The organism is Spiroplasma endosymbiont of Poecilobothrus nobilitatus (genome assembly GCF_964030655.1).
Classification (GTDB): domain Bacteria; phylum Bacillota_I; class Bacilli_A; order Mycoplasmatales; family Mycoplasmataceae; genus Spiroplasma.
This window is the reverse complement of the sequence record NZ_OZ034915.1, coordinates 999,230-1,016,658: the sequence shown is the minus strand read 5'-3', so window position 1 is coordinate 1,016,658 and position 17,429 is coordinate 999,230. Positions and strand designations below refer to the sequence as shown.

Here is a 17,429-nt window from a genome sequence, read left to right as displayed (position 1 = left end):
ATGTCATGTTTCCGCGGCTAAAAGTATTGCTCTAATTCGCGAAGGAAAAAAATTAATCCCTTTTTAACTTGTGAAGTAACTCCGCGCCATTTAACATTATCAGTTGATGATATTACAACAAATGATGGGAATTATCTAATGAATCCACCCTTAAATAACATTAATGATCAATTAAGTTTAATTGAAGCTTTAAATGATGGCATAATTGATGTTATTGCAACTGATCATGCCCCACATCAAGCAAGCGAGAAAGGTGAGTTTGCAAATAGTGCAATGGCAATTATAGGGTTACAATTAACATTTCCATTATTATATACAAAGTTAGTGATTTCACAGCAATTGGCATTATCAACTATTATTAATGCTTTAACAGTTAATCCACAGCAATTAATTAAACATCATAATATCCAATTAGAGGTTAATAATTATACCAATTTTACAGTGATTGATTTATCGATAAGCAAAGTTGTGACCCCAGAGTTATTACAATCAAAATCAATAAATACCCCATTTTTGGGAGAAAATTTAACGGGATGACCGATCATTAATGTTTATCAAGGTCAAATTTATCATTTAAAGGGGGAATAACTATGACAAAACAAATTATTGAATCAACTATTTTATTGGAAAATCAACAATTTGGTCCTGATTTATGATTAGCAACATTTAAAGCACCACAGCTTAGTAAAATTGCTTGCTCAGGTCAGCTTGTTCTAGCTGAACCACAACAGCAGTTTTTTTAAAACGACCATTTATTTTTTTTGACATTAATCCGGTTGCTGAAACAATTAGCATTTATTATCAATGTAAAGGATTAGGAACATGGTATATGGCTAATCAATGAAAAATTGGTAAAGTTGTTCAAATCCAAGGTCCACATGGCCAAGGTTTTCAAGTTACTCCGACAATAGATGACATTTTAATTGTTGCAGGTGGAATTGGAATTGCTCCAATGAAAGCATTAATTGATGAATTAATTAAAAAAGAAAAAAATATCATGTTATTTTCGGGGAACGAACGAAGGATGATTTAAATGTCGTAACTTTATTTCAAAATAATAATAATTTTTTATTAAATACTGATGATGGTTCAATTGGACACCAACAAAATATTGTCACAGCCTTAGAACAATATTTAACAAAATCAAAACCCAAAGTAATTATTGCTTGTGGGCCAGATGTTGTTTTGACAAAAATTAATGCTTTAGCTAAAACACAACAAATTGGTACACAAATTTCATATGAAAGTCATATGGCTTTCGGTGTTGGGGCATGTATGGGATGTACAAAAACAATTGATGGGGTTAATAAAAAATTTGTACAGATGGACCGATCATTATTGTTGAATATTAAAAGCAGGGAGGGTAAAAATTACTATATTAAAAACAAAATTTTTATGATATACCTTAAATTGTCCTTTAATAACAGCAAGCGGAACTTTTGGTTATGGTGAATGTTACAAGGACTTTTTTGCTGTTAATGAGTTGGAAATGCTAACAACAAAAGGAATTACTTTAGAACCACGGTTAGGTAATATTTCGCCGCGGTTAGCTGAAGTTACAGCAGAATTAATTAATTCCATTGGTTTAGAAAACCCAGGGTTAGATTATTTTAAAGCGAAGATTGTGCCCGCCTTTGCTGCGTTTCAGATTCCAATTATTGTTAACTTAAATGGAAAAAAATTGAAGAATACGAAATATTAGCCACTGCTATTAATGAAATTGATGCAATTGCTTTTGTCGAATTAAATATTTCTTGCCCAAATGTTAAAGAAGGAGGTATTTTATTTGGAACTGATCCGGTGGTAACACGACAAGTAGTTAAAAGAGTTCGCCGTGTTTTAACAAAAAAGAAATTAATTGTGAAATTATCACCATCAGTTAGTGATGTTAAGCAATTTGCGATTATTTGTCAAGAAGAAAGAACAGATGCAATTAGTCTAATTAATACTATTCCTGCAATGCAGATTAATCTTAAAACTAAAAAACCGGCATTAGGTAACATTATAGGAGGATTAAGTGGACCTTGTATTAAACCAATCGCAATTCGGATGGTTTATGAAGTTACTAGTGTGGTTAAAATCCCAATTATTGGAATGGGGGGAGTTAGTTCTGCCAATGATGTTCTCGAATTTTTAATGGCTGGAGCAAGTATTGTTGCAATTGGTACTAGTTTATTTACTAATCCAAACCTTGTTCTAGAGATTGAAAGAGATTTGTTAGCATATTGTGTAGAACAAAATTTACAACATTTAAGCGATATTGTGGGAATCGTGCACCAGAAGGAGAAATAATTATGCCAAAAATATTTATTGCGTGTGATTTTAATACGGAAGAACAATTATGAACTTTTTTAAACAAGTTTTCGCCACAATCATTATTTTTAAAAGTTGGGATGGAATTGATTTATGCTGTTGGTTTTGAAATTATTAATAAATTAAAACAGCACGGTCATATTGTTTTTCTTGATTTAAAATTAAATGATATTCCAATTACAGTTGAAAAGGCTTTAAAAGCATTAAAGCAATATAAAGTTGACTTTGTTACAATTCATTTAACAAGTGGTGAAAAAAAATAGAATTAGCGCATCAGGTTGTGCAAGATACTTCAATTAAATTATTAGGTGTAACAGTGTTAACTAGTCTTGATAATGATGATCTTCAAACTTTATTTTTATCTTCAACATTAACAATAGAGCGATTAGTACAAAATTTAGCAAAATTAGCAGTAGTTAATAACTTTTATGGTGTGATTTGTTCGCCATGAGAAGCAAAGATGATTAAAACACAGTTTCCATTGTTACAAACAATTACCCCTGGAATTCAATTAGTAACTAAACAAACTGAACAAAAACGGGTGTCAACACCAGTTCTTGTAAAAGAATTAGGAGCTGATTATTTAATAATTGGTCGCGCAATTACAAGAGCTGCCGATCCGGCGGCCGTTTATCAACAAATTATAACAACATTTACAGATTAGAAAGGAAGAATGAACATGAAAAACATTATTACGGAATTAATTAAAATTAAAGCAATTAGTATTAATATTACCGAATTATATACTTGAGCATCGGGGATTAAAGCACCAATTTATATTGATAATCGGTTAACAATGGGTTATCCTAATTTGCGGTGAGCAATTGCTGAAAGGTTTGCTGAACTTATTAATACTAATTTTGAACAAGATAAAATTGATAATATTTTTGGAACAGCAACAGCAGGAATTCCCCGCGCTGCTCTATTAGGCCATTTATTACAATTACCATTTGGGTATGTTCGTAGTAGTAAAAAAAGGTCACGGAAAACAAAAATAAATTGAAGGAGTCTATGAAAAGGGGCAAAAGGTTGTTGTCATTGAAGACTTAATTTATACCGGTGGGTCAGTTATTGAAGTTGTGAAAACTTTACAAGCGGCAGGTTTGGAAGTTGTTGCGGTATTAGCAATTTTTAGTTATCAATTAAAAAAAGCTACTATTGATTTTGAAAGTTTTCAAGTTCCTTTATATACATTAACTAATTTTGATATTTTAGTAACAACTAATGGTTTGTTATCAAAAGCAGAACAACAAGTTTTAAAAAAGTTTCAGCAACAATTAGAGTAGAAGAATACAATGATTTGTATTAGTAAGTTAATTTAAAATATCTTATTAATATTATTGACTAAATTAAAAAAACATTATATAATTAATATTGAAAAATGTTAAAGTAGCTAATGCTCACCTATGCCCTTTAGTGTGGTTAATAGGTTTTACAAGATAAAATTAAAGTTTTTAATGATTATTTTAATCATTTAAGAAGATAATTCTTGTTAATGAAAGCGCTACTTTTGAGCGTTTTTTTAATTAATTAAAAGGAGGTATTGGATGAATCAACCCACTAAAAACAATAAAAATATCGAGCAAGTAAATTATGATATTAGAGCACGTGAAGTTTTAATTATTTTAGATGATGGTAATAAAGTTGGTCCTTTAGGGCGAAATGAAGCAGTTCGTTTTGCTGAAGAAAAAGGTTTAGATTTATTGTTAGTATCAGCTGCTTCAAATCCGCCGGTAGCAAAATTGGTTGATTATGGAAAATATAAATACGAAAAAAAGAAAAAAGAAAAAGAAAATAAGAAAAATCAACATGTAACTGAAAATAAAGAGATGCGTTTACGAACAGGAATTGGTGAACATGATTTGGAATTTAAGGCAAAAAAAGTGCGTGAATTTATAACTGATGGAAACCGTGTTAAAATTTCTTTAAAGTTTCGTGGTCGAGAAGTTGCAAGACCTGAATATGGAAAAGAAACATTAGATAAATTTTTTAGTTATATTGAAGATTTGGCAAAGATTGAAAAAGAACCCCAGTTAAATGGCTTGTTTTTAGATATGTATGTTGTACCAAAAAAATAATTAATTAAATTAACTTTTAAAAGAAAAGACAAGGAGGAAAATTTATGCCAAAAATGAAAACGAAAAAATCTTTATCAAAAAGAGTCAAAATAACAGGAACAGGAAAATGAAAGATTGCGCATGCATATACTTCACATTTAGCCCAAAATAAAACAACAAAACAAAAACGTCATTTACGTAAAGCTGGTTTAATGGACCAAACTGATCAGAGTCGATTAAAACAATTATTACAAAGATAAAGAAAAAGAGAAGGGAGTATTAACAAATGGCAAGAGTTAAAGGCGGACCAACAACAAAAAAACGTCGTAAAAAAATTATTAAAGAAGCAAAAGGATATTTTGGAACAAAATCAACGCATTACAAAAAAGCAAAAGAACAAGTAATGAAATCATGAGCGTATGCCTTTCGTGATCGTAAGCAACGTAAAAGAGATTTTCGTTCATTATGAATCCAAAGAATTAATGCTGCAGTACGTGAACATGATATGTCGTATTCACAATTTATGAATGGTTTAAATAAAACTAACATTGAAGTAAATCGTAAGATGTTATCAGAATTAGCAATTCATAATCCAAGTGAATTTAAAGTGTTAGTAGAAAAATCAAAACAAGCGTTAAAAAATTAACAAAACTACTTTTCAGAAAAGTAGTTTTTTATTTTAATATTAAGTTCTCTCTTACCTTGGGTTTTTTTATGATGAGTTGCTAATTTTTTTAATTAAGCATAAAATATTAACAAATATAAGGGTAAGAATGAAAAATGTCAGAAAAATTATCGTTAAAAGAGCAAGTTGAGATTTTACCAGCTAAACCAGGGTGCTATTTATTTTACAATAATTATCATCAAGTATTATATGTTGGAAAGGCAAAAAACTTACGAAATCGTGTTAGTTCTTATTTTAACAAAGTTTATAATTATAAAACAACCCGCTTAGTTCAAGAAATAGTTCGTTTAGAAACAATTATTACGAAAACTGAAAAAGAAGCACTAATTTTAGAACATAATTTAATTAAGCAGTATAAACCAAAATATAATATTTTGTTAAATGATGATAAACATTATCCTTATATTGTAATTACAAAAGAAAAAGATCCCCAATATTTGTATGTTCGTAATGTTCATCAAAAATATGCTCGCTATTATGGACCATTCCCAGAAGGGAGCCATGCGCGGGAAATTATTAAAGTCTTAGAACGATTATATCCTTTACGTCGTTGTAAAGGAAATCTTGGAAAACCTTGCCTTTATTATCATATTAATCAATGTTCAGGCGCTTGTTTTAAATCAGTTCCTTCAGAGTATTACACAAAAATGATTAAAAAAGTTCATAATTTTTTTAAAGGTAATTTTACTGAAACAAAAAAACTACTAGAGAAACGAATGTTTCAAGCCGCAGATAACTTACAATTTGAAGAAGCACATAAATTAAAAGTTTTAATTCGAAACTTAGATTGAACTTTATCATCACAAACAGTTGAAATGTTAAATCAAAATGATGACTTAGATGTGATTAGTTTGTATCAAACTACTGAACATTTAGTTTTAACAACTTTATTTTATCCTGCTGGAAAATTAAGTTATAAATATTATGAGTATTACTATCTTGATTTTGTTGAAGATTTCGAAGAATTATGCCGCTTATACTTGCAAAATATTTATCAAAAAAATATTTTGCCCACAAAAATAATTGTTAACGAGGCAATTGCATTACCAGAATTAAACTTGTTATTTGATAATCGTGTTTTTCATCCTAAAACACCAATTGAAAAAACAATTATGAAATTAGCCACTGAAAATAGTTATGAATCTTATGTCCAATACCAGACAACTGCCCAACGAGAATTAAATAATGCTGAAGTTTTAAAAGAATTACAAATGCTTTTAGGTTTATCAGAATTACCATATTTAATTGAGATGATTGATATTGCTAATATTAATGATGAATTTGTGACTGGCGGTGTTATTGTTTATAAAAATGGTCGCCCATCACGAAATGATTATCGTAAATATAATTTAGAAATCCCATATCAAGATGATACGCACCGTATTGCGGCGGTTGTTGCTCGTCGTTATCAAAAAATTATTCAAGAAGAACAAGCACTTCCTAATTTAATTATTATGGATGGTGGGATTCAACAAGTTAATTCTTGTTTAAAAGAACTAGCAAAATTAGATTTATCAATTCCTGTGATTGGTTTAGTTAAAAATGATCATCATAAAACTGACCATTTACTTAATTTAAAAAAAGAGAAAGTATATTTGGATAAAAGTAGCCGTTTATTTTTATTTTTAACAAGAATGCAAGATGATGTTCATCATTTTGCAATTACTAGTTTTCGCCGTCGGAAAATAAAAGCTTTGACAACAAGTATTTTAGAAACAATCACAGGGTTTGGGAAACAACGAATTAAATTATTAAATCACCATTTTGAAAGTATTGGTGCAATTCAAAAAGCAAGTGTTGCTGAATTATGCCAACTATTGCACAATAAAAAACTTATTGAAAATTTAAGAAAATTTTTGGAACATTTTGGTAAATAACTTTTTTTCGGTATAATAATTAAGTACAGAGTTAAACAATGAAAGGAGTAGAGAATTATCCATCGAGTCCAACGAAAAGATTTATTATTAGCATATTTGTGTCAAAAAATTTTTCACGAAATGAATCATGTTCTTGAATATGTTCGAAAATATAATATTTCAGCAACAACTGCGCGCCGCGATTTAAAAGAACTTGAAAATGAAGGAATTATTACAATGTATTATGGTGGTATTAATTTTTTGGGAGTTCATAATAAAACATGTAATATTAATGTTCAAACAAGTAGTATTAATTTTGATAAAAAAATGATTATCGGAAAAAAGTTAACAAATTTATTAGAAAAAAATGATGTTATTTTTGTAGGAGCAGGATCAACTTGTGAAATTTTTGTTACTTTAATTGATAAACCAATAAAAATTGTCACTAATTCATTTCGAATTTTACAATTGGCAAAAGATAATCCTAATGTTCAATATAATGTCTTATTTGGAGGCAAATTACGAGAAAAATCACAAGCTTTTTATGGTTCGTTTTGTGAGGAAATTTTATCATTAATTCAATTTTCAAAAGTTATTTTTTCAGCAAATACAATTGATAAAACTGGCGCTGTTTTCAAAAGTAATGAAGAAGAAGCGCGGGTTGAATTAGCAGCCTTAGTTAGCTCGGGTTCAAGTTAAAATTTTATTAGCTGATAGTACAAAATTTGATAAAATTGGGTTTTTTAAATTTTATGACGTTAAAGATGTTTCATATTTAGTAACGGACAAACCAGAAATTATGAAACAATATGATTTTAATGTTAAAGTAATATAAAACTTTGTTATTAAACAAAGTTTTATATTTGCAAGGAAAAGTTAACTTACGATGGGTAATTTTTTGCTTGAAAGGAGGTTAAAATGGATTTAAATAATGTCCAACATGTATGTAACCAAATTGAAAAGTTTGAATTTGAAGAATTATTTACTGTGCTAGCAAAAATTGAGGAAGTAGTAAAAGACCGTACCGATGAGGTAGATTAGGAAAATATTTTCATTAAACTCTCAAATTTTTTTAATTCCATTGTTATCTAAATTTTATTAAAATATAATTGAAATCTGAAGGGATTAAACCATGGAATTAATAGGCGGGTAATATGCAATTAAAAACTAATATTCTTGAGAAGTTAGAAGAAATTATTAATCGTAATAATGATAATGTTAATGGTATTATTGCACAAACTATTTTAAATTTTGCTAAAGTATCAAATGAAAATTTTATCATTAATGATGTTACAGAAACATCACATACAAGTGTCTCATCGGTGACAAAGTTTTGTAAAAGTTTAGGTTTTACAGGGTGAAAAGAATTTTATATTTTTTTTCGCTATGAATTAGATAATTTAAAAAAACTTAATTAGTTTTATCGTATTAATCCATCAAAAAATACTGTTAATAATTTAGTATCAAACCATAGTGCAATGATGACAAAATTATTAAATGAAAATTTATCATCAATTTTAGAATTAAAAACAATGCTAAAAACAACAAAAAAAATTTATTTGATTGGTGAACATACACATTTAGATTTATTAATTAATTTTTATCATCAATTGCTGGGAACCGGTTTTGATGTAAGTGTAACGACACATGAATTTATTGCTAAAAAATTTTTAGAAAGATTAACAGATGAGGATCTTGTAATTTTAATTATTATCGATATAGATCAAACTTATTTATTTAATGTTTTAAAACATACTGATAAAACCTTACCATTAGATAATATTAAATTTATTTTAAAAGAAAATTCACCGATTATAGAGACTAATTTAACAACAAAAACACCGATTATTATTAATGATCGGCGCAAAATGTATACCCACCAAATTATTTATAATCATTTATTTATTATTTTTAATGCAATTATAACAATGATTAATTAAAAAAATACCCAGCAAAGTTGTCTGAGTATTTTTTATTATGATCAGTATCCTCAATATTCTAAGACCATATCATATGTTTAATAAAACGATTCATTCATAAGTCAGAATTGGCCCCTGTTTGTAAGTTTCCAACTTCACCAGTTTCGAACTCAACATAATTTCCATTTTTAATATAGACGTAAGTTGGTGTTCCAGTTAACCCTAATGAATCAGCAGTAATTACTTTGTCAATTTCACCATTAATTTTATGGGCATTTCGCTCTTGTGTTACAATTCAATCAGCAATTTTTTTTGCTCATTTTTCTTTTCAAATACCATTATAATCTTTAATGTTATCAGTAATAATTAAGCGGGTGTTTTTAATTTTTTCTTGTTCATCAGAACTAATAGGATATTTTTTTAAGGCATATTGTGCACCAAAATCACCCGCTAAATACTTGTCATATTTATCATTACCATAGCCATTTTTATTATATAAATCTGGAATTGTTGTATCTATTGTATTTTGACAATGAATGCAATTTTTTGCTGAAACCATAAAAATAAAACTTTCTTTATTATTTATACCATTGATGAATTGGTTATAATAAGCCATATTTTGTTCTGAACAAGCGATCGTTGCTGTTGCTGTTGTTGTTGCGAGTGTCATTGTTGCCATTGTACTTAGCAGTTTTTTCATTTCTATTCCTCCCCAAGAATTATTTTATATAATTGTCTATCTATAACTATACATTATTTTTTATATTTTTAAAGTTAAATCTAAATATTTTTATGATTTTATTTAGTAGATAATTATTAGAGAAAAGCATATAATTATAGAAAATAATACAGATTTTAAAGGAGAGTAAATTATGATGGATATGACCATTGCGTTGGCCGTGTTACTTCCAATAATGATTATTTTATTAATTTTTTAAAGTTTTTTTCCGGCTTCAGAAACAGCTATTACCTCAATTAATGTTATTCGTTTAAAACAAATGGCAAAAAAGAATGTTAGTAAACGGAAAAAAAGAGCAACAAATAAAACAATTCGTCGAGCAAAACAATTTTATAAATTGGTCAAAGATTATGATCGTACTTTAGCAACTATTTTAATTGCTAATACTTTAGTCAATACTGCTTTAGCAACAATTGGAACTTTATTTTTTGCGTCTTTGATTATCAATTCCGAAACAGCAACATGAGTAGCAATAGGAGTTATTGGTTTAACTGTTTTAATTTTTGGTGAATTATTACCAAAAACAATTACTAAAGCTTTTTCTGAAAGGTTTTCAATTTTTTCAGCTTATATTTTATGAATCTGAAAAATTTTGTTTTATCCTTTTACTTGGTTGTTAACCTTTCATAAACAAAAAAATGGTGTTTTAACAACAGAAAATGAATTGTTAGAATTAATTTCAACAATTGAATCAGAAGGTGTTTTAGAAAAAAATGAGAAAGAACTAATTGAATCAGCAATAACTTTTGATGAAAAAACAATTGGTTCAATTATGACAGCAAAGGAAAAAGTTAAAACAATTTATAGTAATATTTCATGACGAGAATTACAACGGTTTTATAAGCAAGAACGTTTTACGCGCATTCCCGTTTTAGTTCCAGAAACTGAAAAAGTAATTGGTATTTTAAACATTAAAGATGTTTTTATTGCCGTTATTGATCATCAAGAAGTTGATATCAAAAGTTTAGTTTCTGAACCAATTTTTTTCTCCCGTTATTTAAAATTAGATGATGCTTTATAATTTTTTCAACAAGAACAGGTCCATATGGCAGTTGTTAGCACCAATGAAGATAGTAATAATTTTCTTGGAATTGTTACAATGGAAGATATTTTAGAAGAATTAGTTGGTGAAATTTATGATGAAGATGATGAAACTGGACAAGTAAAAGAAATTTGCCACCATATGCTTTGAATTCATGGCAGTACTTCGATTAAAAAAGTATTTCAAAAATATCTGCATTTAGCAGCACCACCGGAAAGCGCAGGTAAAACATTATATCAATGATTTGTTAAGGAAACAGGATATGATTTAACAAAATCAGAAAATAAAATTAAAGAATTTGTTTATCAAAATTATGCTTTTCGCGTAAATGATGTGAAAAAATGCAAATTAACTTCCAAAAATATTATTTTTTAAATTGAATTTTTAACTAATAATAATCCAATTCATGATTTAGAACGTTAAAAGCAAAAAAGTGTATTTATTTTAAATACATTTTTTATTTATCTTTGTTAAATACTTAACATTAATTTATTCTATGTTAAGATAAAAAAAGATAAGAAATATATAAAAATTAATTAGAAGGAGGAGGAATATTCTGGAAAAAATGCAAGTAGAAAATGAAATATGTGGGGGGTTACTTTTTCGTTATTTAGGTTTTATTAACAAAGCATTTTCACAGCAAATTGAAAATGAACTACAAAAACAAGGTTATTATGATTTTCAAATTTCTAATATTTGGTTATTAATTTTAATTGAACGGTTTCCTGACTATACAATGAATGAATTAGCACAAGTTGTTAATCAATCACGGGCAAATATTACGATTGTTTCAAAAAAATTAGTACAAAAGGGTTATGTTGTAAAAAATCGCCCAGAAAATAATAAAAAAATTATTTATTTAACCTTAACTGAAAAGTGATGAAAATTAAAACCAATTGTTTTTAATTTAGTAAATCAATTAGATCAACGCATTATGCAAATTTTATCAAAACCAAGATATGAAACTTTACTAGCTGATTTAGGAAGTATAGTTGAGTTGCTAAAAAAGAAGAGCCTACATCTTAAATAAAATGTTAAATATTTAATAAATATTAATAAAATAACTTGTAATATTTTTTATAATTCGTATAATTATTTTGTTAAATACTTAACAAAATGCACAAAAAGGAGTTCATGATGAGAGAAAAAAATGATGGGCTAAATTTAACTGGCAATAAAACAAAAAAAGAACCGCTTCCAGTTAAAAAGCCAAAAGCCACCCCGATGGGATTTTTTAAATTATTATCAATTTATTATAAACAATTTTGATTTCGTTGATTATGTTTAATCTTATTTATTATTATTACTTGTGGGATTATAGTTGCCTTACCTAAATTAACAAATATTGTTATGATGGAATTGACAACGGGAATGTCAAAGCGTTCAAGTATTAATGACCCTGCGATTCCGTGAGGAACATTACTATACTGAGCAATTGGTTTTGCCGGAACTTTTATTGTTTCGGGAATGTTTTTATATTTACAAATTTTAGTTGGCGGGTCAATTTCACGAAAAATTGAAATTGATATTCGAATTAAATTCTTAAATAAATTAGTTGATTTAGATATGAATTATTATAATGATAAAAAAATGGGTGATATTTTAACTAAACTAATTTTTGATACGCAAATTTTAGGTGACCAAGCATTTCAAGTTCCACAAAATTTTTTAAATGCTTTCTTTATCTTCATTGGAAGTATTGGGATTATGTTTACTTTAGATAACCGTGTTTTGCAATACCAAGATGGACCACGCGGGATTGAACCAGTTATTGATCAAGATGGTAATTTTGTTTATCTTGATGGAAGTGCAACTGTTGCGGAATTATCTGGTATTATTTTAGGAATATCATTTGGAATTTTATTATTAACTTCATTTGGTTTTACTTTTATTCGTCGGTTAATATATAAACAACGAAAAGTGGCTTCTGATATTAACGGCGATGTTAATGATCGGATTAATGCAATTCGATTAATTAAAGCAACAGGTACAAATGAATATGAAAAAGAACGTTTTAATAAAATTCATAAAGAATATTATAAAGTCAGTATGCGCGCTATTAAAGTCCAATCAATTGTAATTGCTTTTGTTATAACAACTTTGACTAGTATGAATACAATTGCATTAATTGTTGGAATTATTTTTGTTAACAATAATCGGTTAGACCCAACTGTGATGGTGTCAATTACAATGAGTATTAATTCCTTAATTTTTCCAATTATTCAAGTTGTTCGGTTACTAGCTAATTTAGCAGCAGCATCAACATCAGCAACTCGTGTTGCAGAAATTTTTAATGAAGTTCCTAACATTAATATTAATGTAACCACACCACCATTAAAAGAAATTAGTGGTGATATTGTCTTTGACAAAGTTTGATTTAAATATGATGTAGCGGATGAATATGAACCATATATTTTAGAAAACTTTAATTTTAATTTTCACCAAGGAAAAAGTTATGCTTTTGTTGGAGAAACAGGTGTTGGAAAATCAACAATTTCAAAATTATTATTACGATATTATGATCCAACAAAAGGGAAAATTTATGTTAATAATAATCAAAATTTAAAAAAAATTAATTTAAAATCATATTTAGACCATGTTGGTTATGTTGAACAAGAACCACAAATTATTTACGGAAGTTTTTACGATAATATTCGTTATGGAACTTTTATGGCAACTGATGCTGAATGTGAAGCAGCAGCAAAAAAAGCAGAATTATATAATTTTATTATTGATTTACCAGAAGGGTTTAATACTTCACTAGGAGAGCGTGGTTTTATTTTATCAGGAGGGCAAAAGCAACGATTAGTAATTGCACGAATGTTTTTAAGAAATCCTGAAATTTTAATTCTTGATGAAGCAACAAGTGCTTTAGATAATATTGTTGAAAAAGAAATTCAAGCGGAATTAGATAACCTAATGAAAGGTAGAACAACAATTATTATTGCTCATCGCTTAAGTACCATTAAAAATGTTGATCAAATTTTAGTCTTAGAAAAAGGAAATGGGGTTGTTCAAAGTGGAACCTTTGATGAACTAAAAAAAGTTGAAGGACGTTTTAAACGATTATACGAAGCTGGTTTAATGACATAAAATAAGAAACACAAAACAATTGTTTTGTGTTTTTATTAATAAATTTGTTTTTTAAATTATGATATTATTAAACCATAATATGGAGAGCTTGGTATTATGGCAAAAAAGAACCAACAATTTAATGAAACTAAAATTTTTACTGATTATCAAGCACTTGCCGAAGCAACCATTCCTGAAATTGTTACAAATTTACCTAATCAAAAAATTGGCTATCATAATGATGAAGTTAAACAATACTTGGCTCACGCAGGTCAAACTGCAATTAAACCACAACAATTTAATTGAATTAAAAATATTTTTTTAACAATTGTTAATCCTTTTAATTTATTATTAATTGTAATTTTTGGCTTTCAATTAGGAACTTTTTTTGTTAAAGATTTTCATGATCCATTAGCTTTATCTAGTGCAATTATTATTGCCATTATGATGACCTTAAGCGCAACAATTTCATTAGGGCAAGATTATAAAGCATTTGGTAGTCGGAAAAAAGCTTAGTTTTTATAAAAATTATAAATAAAGTAATTAAATATAAATTAAAGTAATCGCTTATTAGAGCGATTTTTTATTTGCATTATTCATCAGATAGTATCTTTAAAATTAAAAATTAACCTATTTTTCCCTACAAATTAGTTAATTTTTATAATTTCTTTTCTGTGATTTATTATATTTTTTCGGTTTAACAACTAATAATATCATTTTTAATAAAGGTACTATCTGATGAATAATGCAATCTAAAACTTAATATTTTGATGCTTAAAGATAAATAACTCATCTATGACACAAATCCTTAAAGAAAGTGTGAAAGCGATTGGATTTACTATCCTATTTATTTTGGAATGGCAACACTTTTTAGGACACTTTTTATATAGACATTTGTTTTCTAAAAGTAACTGGAGATAAATAATTTAAACTGCCATGAATTCGAATATTGTTATATCAATGCACAAAATCAAAAAGTTCGTATTTTAATTGTGTTAAATTTTTAAATTTTTTACCCTTAATAAATTCAGTTTTAAAAGTTTTGTAAGTTGTTTCAGCCACAGCATTATCATAAGGGCAGCCTTTATTGCTTAATGATCTTTTAATATTAAAAGTTATTAAAATTTCATCAATGATTTTATTTTTAAACTCATTACCACGATCAGTATGAAATAGAGTTATTTGATTTAATGGTCGTGTTATTTTATGAAAAGCTTGTTGGACCAGTTCGGCTGTTTTATTCGGCCCAGCACTATAACCAATTATTTCACGATTAAACAAGTCAATTAATAAACAAATATAATGTCATTTAGCGCCAACTTGAACATATGTTAAATCACTAACAATAACTTCATTAGGTTTTTTGTTGTTAAATTGACGATTTAAAATATTATTAATTTGGTCATTATTGACTGTTGTTTTATGATTATGATATTTTAATTTGGTGTATTTAGAAACCAAATTATTTTTGATCATAAAGAATCTGATTTTTCGCCGCGATAAGATGATATCTTTTCTGTTTAAAATAACTTTAATTTTGCTAGCCCCATAAATTTTGCGACTTTTATTAAAGGCACTGATAATTTCTTGTTCATAATTATTAACTTGCTTGTTAATACATTTATTAGTTTGATAATAATACGTTGATTTTGATAAACCCAAAATCTTACATATTTTTCTTACTGAATATTTTGTTTTGTTGTTATTAATTATTGTTATTTTTTGGACATTATCAGTGCGGCTTGCTTTAAAATGTCATTTTCAATTTTCAAGTCTTTAAGTTCTTTTCGTAAAGTTATTATTTCATTTTCTTATAGTGTGCGATTGTCTTTTGTTTTAAATGAACCAGAATTATTATAATTTTTAACTCAACTATAAATAGTTGGTTTTGGTAAATTATATTCTTGCCCTATATTAATAACACTTTTACCATTTTTATATAGCATGACAATTTGTTTTTTAAATTCTTCAGAGTATGAAGTTTTATTTCCCATTTTTATATTCCTTCTTTCTTAATAATTTTATCTAATTTTGAAGTCTATATAATTATGGTCCTAATAATTGTAGCCTATCAATCGTAAAGAAAAAGATATAATTAAAAAAATAGTAAATACTTTTTATTAGTACTTACTAAAATGGGTGCACTCTAACTTTAAAAAAGTATTTTTTAGTATGTCAAAATTCATAATTTTATAGATTATTTTTTCAACTAAAAATTATATTTTTAAAAGAAGTTGAATTTTTTATAAATTTTGTTATCATTTAGTTATAAGCAAAACCTAATTTGTTTCTAATTACTTAATTTTATTAAAAACCTAAGAATAATGAATACTACCTTATTAACAACTATTTATTAAACAATTAATGCAATTAAGCAACCACCAAAGCAACTTGACCAATATTTAAAAATAGTTTTAACAGTAATAAGCAAAAATGCAGTCACTTAATTTTCGTCCTGATAATTTTGAAACATATATTGGTCAAGAAAGTATTAAAACAAATTTAAAAATTATGATAGCAGCTAGTCAAAAACAACAGTTGCCTTTAAAACATATGATCTTTATTGGTGGCGGTGGTATGGGAAAAACAAGTTTAGGATATTTAATTGCCAATTTATTAAAACAAAAATTACATCTTTTACATAGAACAAATTTGCAAAAACCAAGTGACCTCATTACTTGTTTAATGCAAATTAAATCTTTTGATTTAGTTTTTATTGATGAAATTCATGCTATTAGTCAAGAAGCAAGCGAAACATTATATCCGGCTCTAGAAGACAATTGTTTAAACTTAATTTTAGGAAAAGATTATAATACTAAAAATGTAACATTACCATTACCACCTTTTACTTTTTTAGCAGCAACAACTTTGATATATCAAATTCCACAACCATTATTAAATCGTTTTACAACTGTTTTTTATTTTGAAGAATATAGTAATTTCGAAATTCAACAAATTTTAAATAACTTATTTTTACAAGTTGGACTAGCTTTGCCAGTTGATGAATTACAATTACTAACAAGTTATACTCGTAATAATCCCCGCACCATTTTGCGGTTATTTTATCAATTATATGACTATTTGGTTGTTAATTCTCGTTCAATTGATCTTGGCTTTTTAACAGAAATTTTAACTAATTTAAAAGTATTTCAAGATGGGTTAGAATGAAATGAAGTTAATTATTTAAAACATATTTATCATCTTTTCCAACAAAAACCAGTTGGTTTAGGAACATTAGGTTAAATTTTAAACGAACCGCTTTTAAAAATTACCAATAATTTAGAACCATTTTTGTTAAAAAAGGGCTATTTGTTAAAAACCCCACGGGGGCGGGTATTAACATCAAAAGAAATTGAATTTTTAAAAAATTTAACATAAATTGCTTAATTTTTTAAATAACTTAGTTATAATAATAGTTGGAACTAAGGTAAGGTGTAAATATAATGCAAAATCATCAAAAAAAACAACAACAAATTGCTAATTATGTTTTAAAAATGATTAGTTTAAAAACAGTAGATTTAAAGTTATTAAATCGAAATATTACTGAACAGGATGTTATTAATTATTTATTAAAAATAATTTTAGTTGATAAAAAAATTATTGATGTTAGTGATGCTGCTTATTATATTTTTAATATTAAACTTAACCGGATAATTGAATTTATGAATAATCAAAAAATTACTGATCCAGATTTATCATTAGATGATTTTAAAGATATGTTTATTAAATAATAAGATTAGATAAGA

At 27.0% G+C, this 17,429-nt stretch carries 24 protein-coding genes and 2 pseudogenes; 24 read left to right on the top strand and 2 right to left on the bottom strand.

The window, feature by feature from the left end:
* Nucleotides 1-138: 138 nt before the first annotated feature.
* The 16 genes and pseudogenes from AAHM76_RS05945 to AAHM76_RS05865 all read left to right on the top strand — a co-directional run bounded on the left by AAHM76_RS05945 (nucleotide 139) and on the right by AAHM76_RS05865 (nucleotide 8,851).
* Nucleotides 139-588, top strand: a complete 450-nt coding sequence (locus tag AAHM76_RS05945; RefSeq protein ID WP_342255737.1) for a hypothetical protein — start codon at nucleotides 139-141, stop codon at nucleotides 586-588.
* 2 nt (nucleotides 589-590) lie between these two features.
* Nucleotides 591-743, top strand: coding sequence for a hypothetical protein (locus tag AAHM76_RS05940; RefSeq protein WP_342255736.1), 153 nt, complete (start codon nucleotides 591-593; stop codon nucleotides 741-743).
* Between the two features lie 86 nt (nucleotides 744-829).
* Nucleotides 830-1,033, top strand: a complete 204-nt coding sequence (locus AAHM76_RS05935; protein ID WP_342255735.1) for a hypothetical protein — start codon at nucleotides 830-832, stop codon at nucleotides 1,031-1,033.
* 342 nt (nucleotides 1,034-1,375) lie between these two features.
* A pseudogene (locus AAHM76_RS05925) lies at nucleotides 1,376-2,292 on the top strand (dihydroorotate dehydrogenase).
* A 2-nt stretch (nucleotides 2,293-2,294) separates the two neighbouring features.
* Nucleotides 2,295-2,576 carry an orotidine 5'-phosphate decarboxylase / HUMPS family protein gene (locus AAHM76_RS05920; RefSeq protein ID WP_342255733.1) on the top strand — a complete coding sequence of 94 codons (282 nt, stop codon included), beginning with the start codon at nucleotides 2,295-2,297 and terminating at the stop codon, nucleotides 2,574-2,576.
* A gap of 17 nt (nucleotides 2,577-2,593) precedes the next feature.
* The gene (locus tag AAHM76_RS05915) at nucleotides 2,594-2,977 is read left to right on the top strand and encodes an orotidine 5'-phosphate decarboxylase / HUMPS family protein (protein WP_342255732.1); all 384 of its coding nucleotides are present in this window, start codon (nucleotides 2,594-2,596) and stop codon (nucleotides 2,975-2,977) included.
* A 15-nt stretch (nucleotides 2,978-2,992) separates the two neighbouring features.
* A complete protein-coding gene (locus AAHM76_RS05910) occupies nucleotides 2,993-3,448 on the top strand; it encodes a hypothetical protein (protein ID WP_342255731.1) in 456 nt (151 codons plus the stop codon).
* Nucleotides 3,351-3,599, top strand: coding sequence for a hypothetical protein (locus tag AAHM76_RS05905; RefSeq protein ID WP_425289477.1), 249 nt, complete (start codon nucleotides 3,351-3,353; stop codon nucleotides 3,597-3,599). The genes AAHM76_RS05910 and AAHM76_RS05905 overlap by 98 nt, the downstream gene beginning before the upstream one ends.
* A gap of 261 nt (nucleotides 3,600-3,860) precedes the next feature.
* Nucleotides 3,861-4,391: a translation initiation factor IF-3 gene (gene infC, locus AAHM76_RS05900; RefSeq protein ID WP_342255729.1), complete on the top strand. Its 531-nt coding sequence runs from the start codon at nucleotides 3,861-3,863 to the stop codon at nucleotides 4,389-4,391.
* 44 nt (nucleotides 4,392-4,435) lie between these two features.
* Nucleotides 4,436-4,630: a 50S ribosomal protein L35 gene (gene rpmI / locus AAHM76_RS05895; protein WP_342255728.1), complete on the top strand. Its 195-nt coding sequence runs from the start codon at nucleotides 4,436-4,438 to the stop codon at nucleotides 4,628-4,630.
* A gap of 26 nt (nucleotides 4,631-4,656) precedes the next feature.
* Nucleotides 4,657-5,016: a 50S ribosomal protein L20 gene (gene rplT, locus AAHM76_RS05890; protein WP_342255727.1), complete on the top strand. Its 360-nt coding sequence runs from the start codon at nucleotides 4,657-4,659 to the stop codon at nucleotides 5,014-5,016.
* Nucleotides 5,017-5,150: 134 nt separating this feature from the next.
* Nucleotides 5,151-6,932 (top strand): excinuclease ABC subunit UvrC, encoded by a 1,782-nt coding sequence (gene uvrC / locus AAHM76_RS05885; RefSeq protein WP_342255726.1) that lies wholly within the window; start codon nucleotides 5,151-5,153, stop codon nucleotides 6,930-6,932.
* Nucleotides 6,933-7,052: 120 nt separating this feature from the next.
* Nucleotides 7,053-7,610: a DeoR/GlpR family DNA-binding transcription regulator gene (locus tag AAHM76_RS05880; RefSeq protein ID WP_342255725.1), complete on the top strand. Its 558-nt coding sequence runs from the start codon at nucleotides 7,053-7,055 to the stop codon at nucleotides 7,608-7,610.
* Nucleotides 7,611-7,829: 219 nt separating this feature from the next.
* On the top strand, nucleotides 7,830-7,952 hold the full coding sequence (locus AAHM76_RS05875; RefSeq protein WP_342255724.1) for a hypothetical protein: 123 nt from the start codon (nucleotides 7,830-7,832) through the stop codon (nucleotides 7,950-7,952).
* Between the two features lie 113 nt (nucleotides 7,953-8,065).
* Nucleotides 8,066-8,329, top strand: a complete 264-nt coding sequence (locus tag AAHM76_RS05870; RefSeq protein ID WP_342255723.1) for a hypothetical protein — start codon at nucleotides 8,066-8,068, stop codon at nucleotides 8,327-8,329.
* A gap of 63 nt (nucleotides 8,330-8,392) precedes the next feature.
* On the top strand, nucleotides 8,393-8,851 hold the full coding sequence (locus tag AAHM76_RS05865) for a hypothetical protein (protein ID WP_342255722.1): 459 nt from the start codon (nucleotides 8,393-8,395) through the stop codon (nucleotides 8,849-8,851).
* A gap of 58 nt (nucleotides 8,852-8,909) precedes the next feature.
* On the opposite strand, the gene AAHM76_RS05860 is transcribed toward AAHM76_RS05865, so the two are convergent.
* Complete coding sequence (locus tag AAHM76_RS05860) at nucleotides 8,910-9,530, bottom strand: hypothetical protein (protein ID WP_342255721.1); 621 nt, start codon at nucleotides 9,528-9,530, stop codon at nucleotides 8,910-8,912.
* Nucleotides 9,531-9,828: 298 nt separating this feature from the next.
* Here AAHM76_RS05860 and AAHM76_RS05855 point away from each other — a divergent pair, with 298 nt between their 5' ends.
* The 5 genes from AAHM76_RS05855 to AAHM76_RS05835 all read left to right on the top strand — a co-directional run bounded on the left by AAHM76_RS05855 (nucleotide 9,829) and on the right by AAHM76_RS05835 (nucleotide 14,199).
* Nucleotides 9,829-10,590, top strand: coding sequence for a CNNM domain-containing protein (locus AAHM76_RS05855; protein ID WP_342255720.1), 762 nt, complete (start codon nucleotides 9,829-9,831; stop codon nucleotides 10,588-10,590).
* Nucleotides 10,591-10,614: 24 nt separating this feature from the next.
* The gene (locus AAHM76_RS05850; protein ID WP_342255719.1) at nucleotides 10,615-10,986 is read left to right on the top strand and encodes a hypothetical protein; all 372 of its coding nucleotides are present in this window, start codon (nucleotides 10,615-10,617) and stop codon (nucleotides 10,984-10,986) included.
* 190 nt (nucleotides 10,987-11,176) lie between these two features.
* Nucleotides 11,177-11,641 (top strand): MarR family winged helix-turn-helix transcriptional regulator, encoded by a 465-nt coding sequence (locus AAHM76_RS05845; RefSeq protein ID WP_342255718.1) that lies wholly within the window; start codon nucleotides 11,177-11,179, stop codon nucleotides 11,639-11,641.
* Nucleotides 11,642-11,748: 107 nt separating this feature from the next.
* On the top strand, nucleotides 11,749-13,704 hold the full coding sequence (locus tag AAHM76_RS05840; RefSeq protein WP_425289426.1) for an ABC transporter ATP-binding protein: 1,956 nt from the start codon (nucleotides 11,749-11,751) through the stop codon (nucleotides 13,702-13,704).
* A gap of 96 nt (nucleotides 13,705-13,800) precedes the next feature.
* Nucleotides 13,801-14,199 (top strand): hypothetical protein, encoded by a 399-nt coding sequence (locus tag AAHM76_RS05835; protein WP_342255716.1) that lies wholly within the window; start codon nucleotides 13,801-13,803, stop codon nucleotides 14,197-14,199.
* Nucleotides 14,200-14,565: 366 nt separating this feature from the next.
* Here AAHM76_RS05835 and AAHM76_RS05830 read toward each other — a convergent pair.
* Nucleotides 14,566-15,677, bottom strand: a pseudogene (locus AAHM76_RS05830) (IS3 family transposase).
* A gap of 439 nt (nucleotides 15,678-16,116) precedes the next feature.
* Between AAHM76_RS05830 and AAHM76_RS05825 the strand changes: the two are divergent.
* The 3 genes from AAHM76_RS05825 (at nucleotide 16,117) to AAHM76_RS05820 (ending at nucleotide 17,414) form a co-directional block, all read left to right on the top strand.
* Nucleotides 16,117-16,926 carry an AAA family ATPase gene (locus tag AAHM76_RS05825; RefSeq protein WP_342255715.1) on the top strand — a complete coding sequence of 270 codons (810 nt, stop codon included), beginning with the start codon at nucleotides 16,117-16,119 and terminating at the stop codon, nucleotides 16,924-16,926.
* 48 nt (nucleotides 16,927-16,974) lie between these two features.
* Nucleotides 16,975-17,061 carry a hypothetical protein gene (locus AAHM76_RS08615; RefSeq protein WP_425289476.1) on the top strand — a complete coding sequence of 29 codons (87 nt, stop codon included), beginning with the start codon at nucleotides 16,975-16,977 and terminating at the stop codon, nucleotides 17,059-17,061.
* A 65-nt stretch (nucleotides 17,062-17,126) separates the two neighbouring features.
* Nucleotides 17,127-17,414 carry a hypothetical protein gene (locus AAHM76_RS05820; RefSeq protein WP_342255714.1) on the top strand — a complete coding sequence of 96 codons (288 nt, stop codon included), beginning with the start codon at nucleotides 17,127-17,129 and terminating at the stop codon, nucleotides 17,412-17,414.
* Nucleotides 17,415-17,429: the final 15 nt, after the last annotated feature.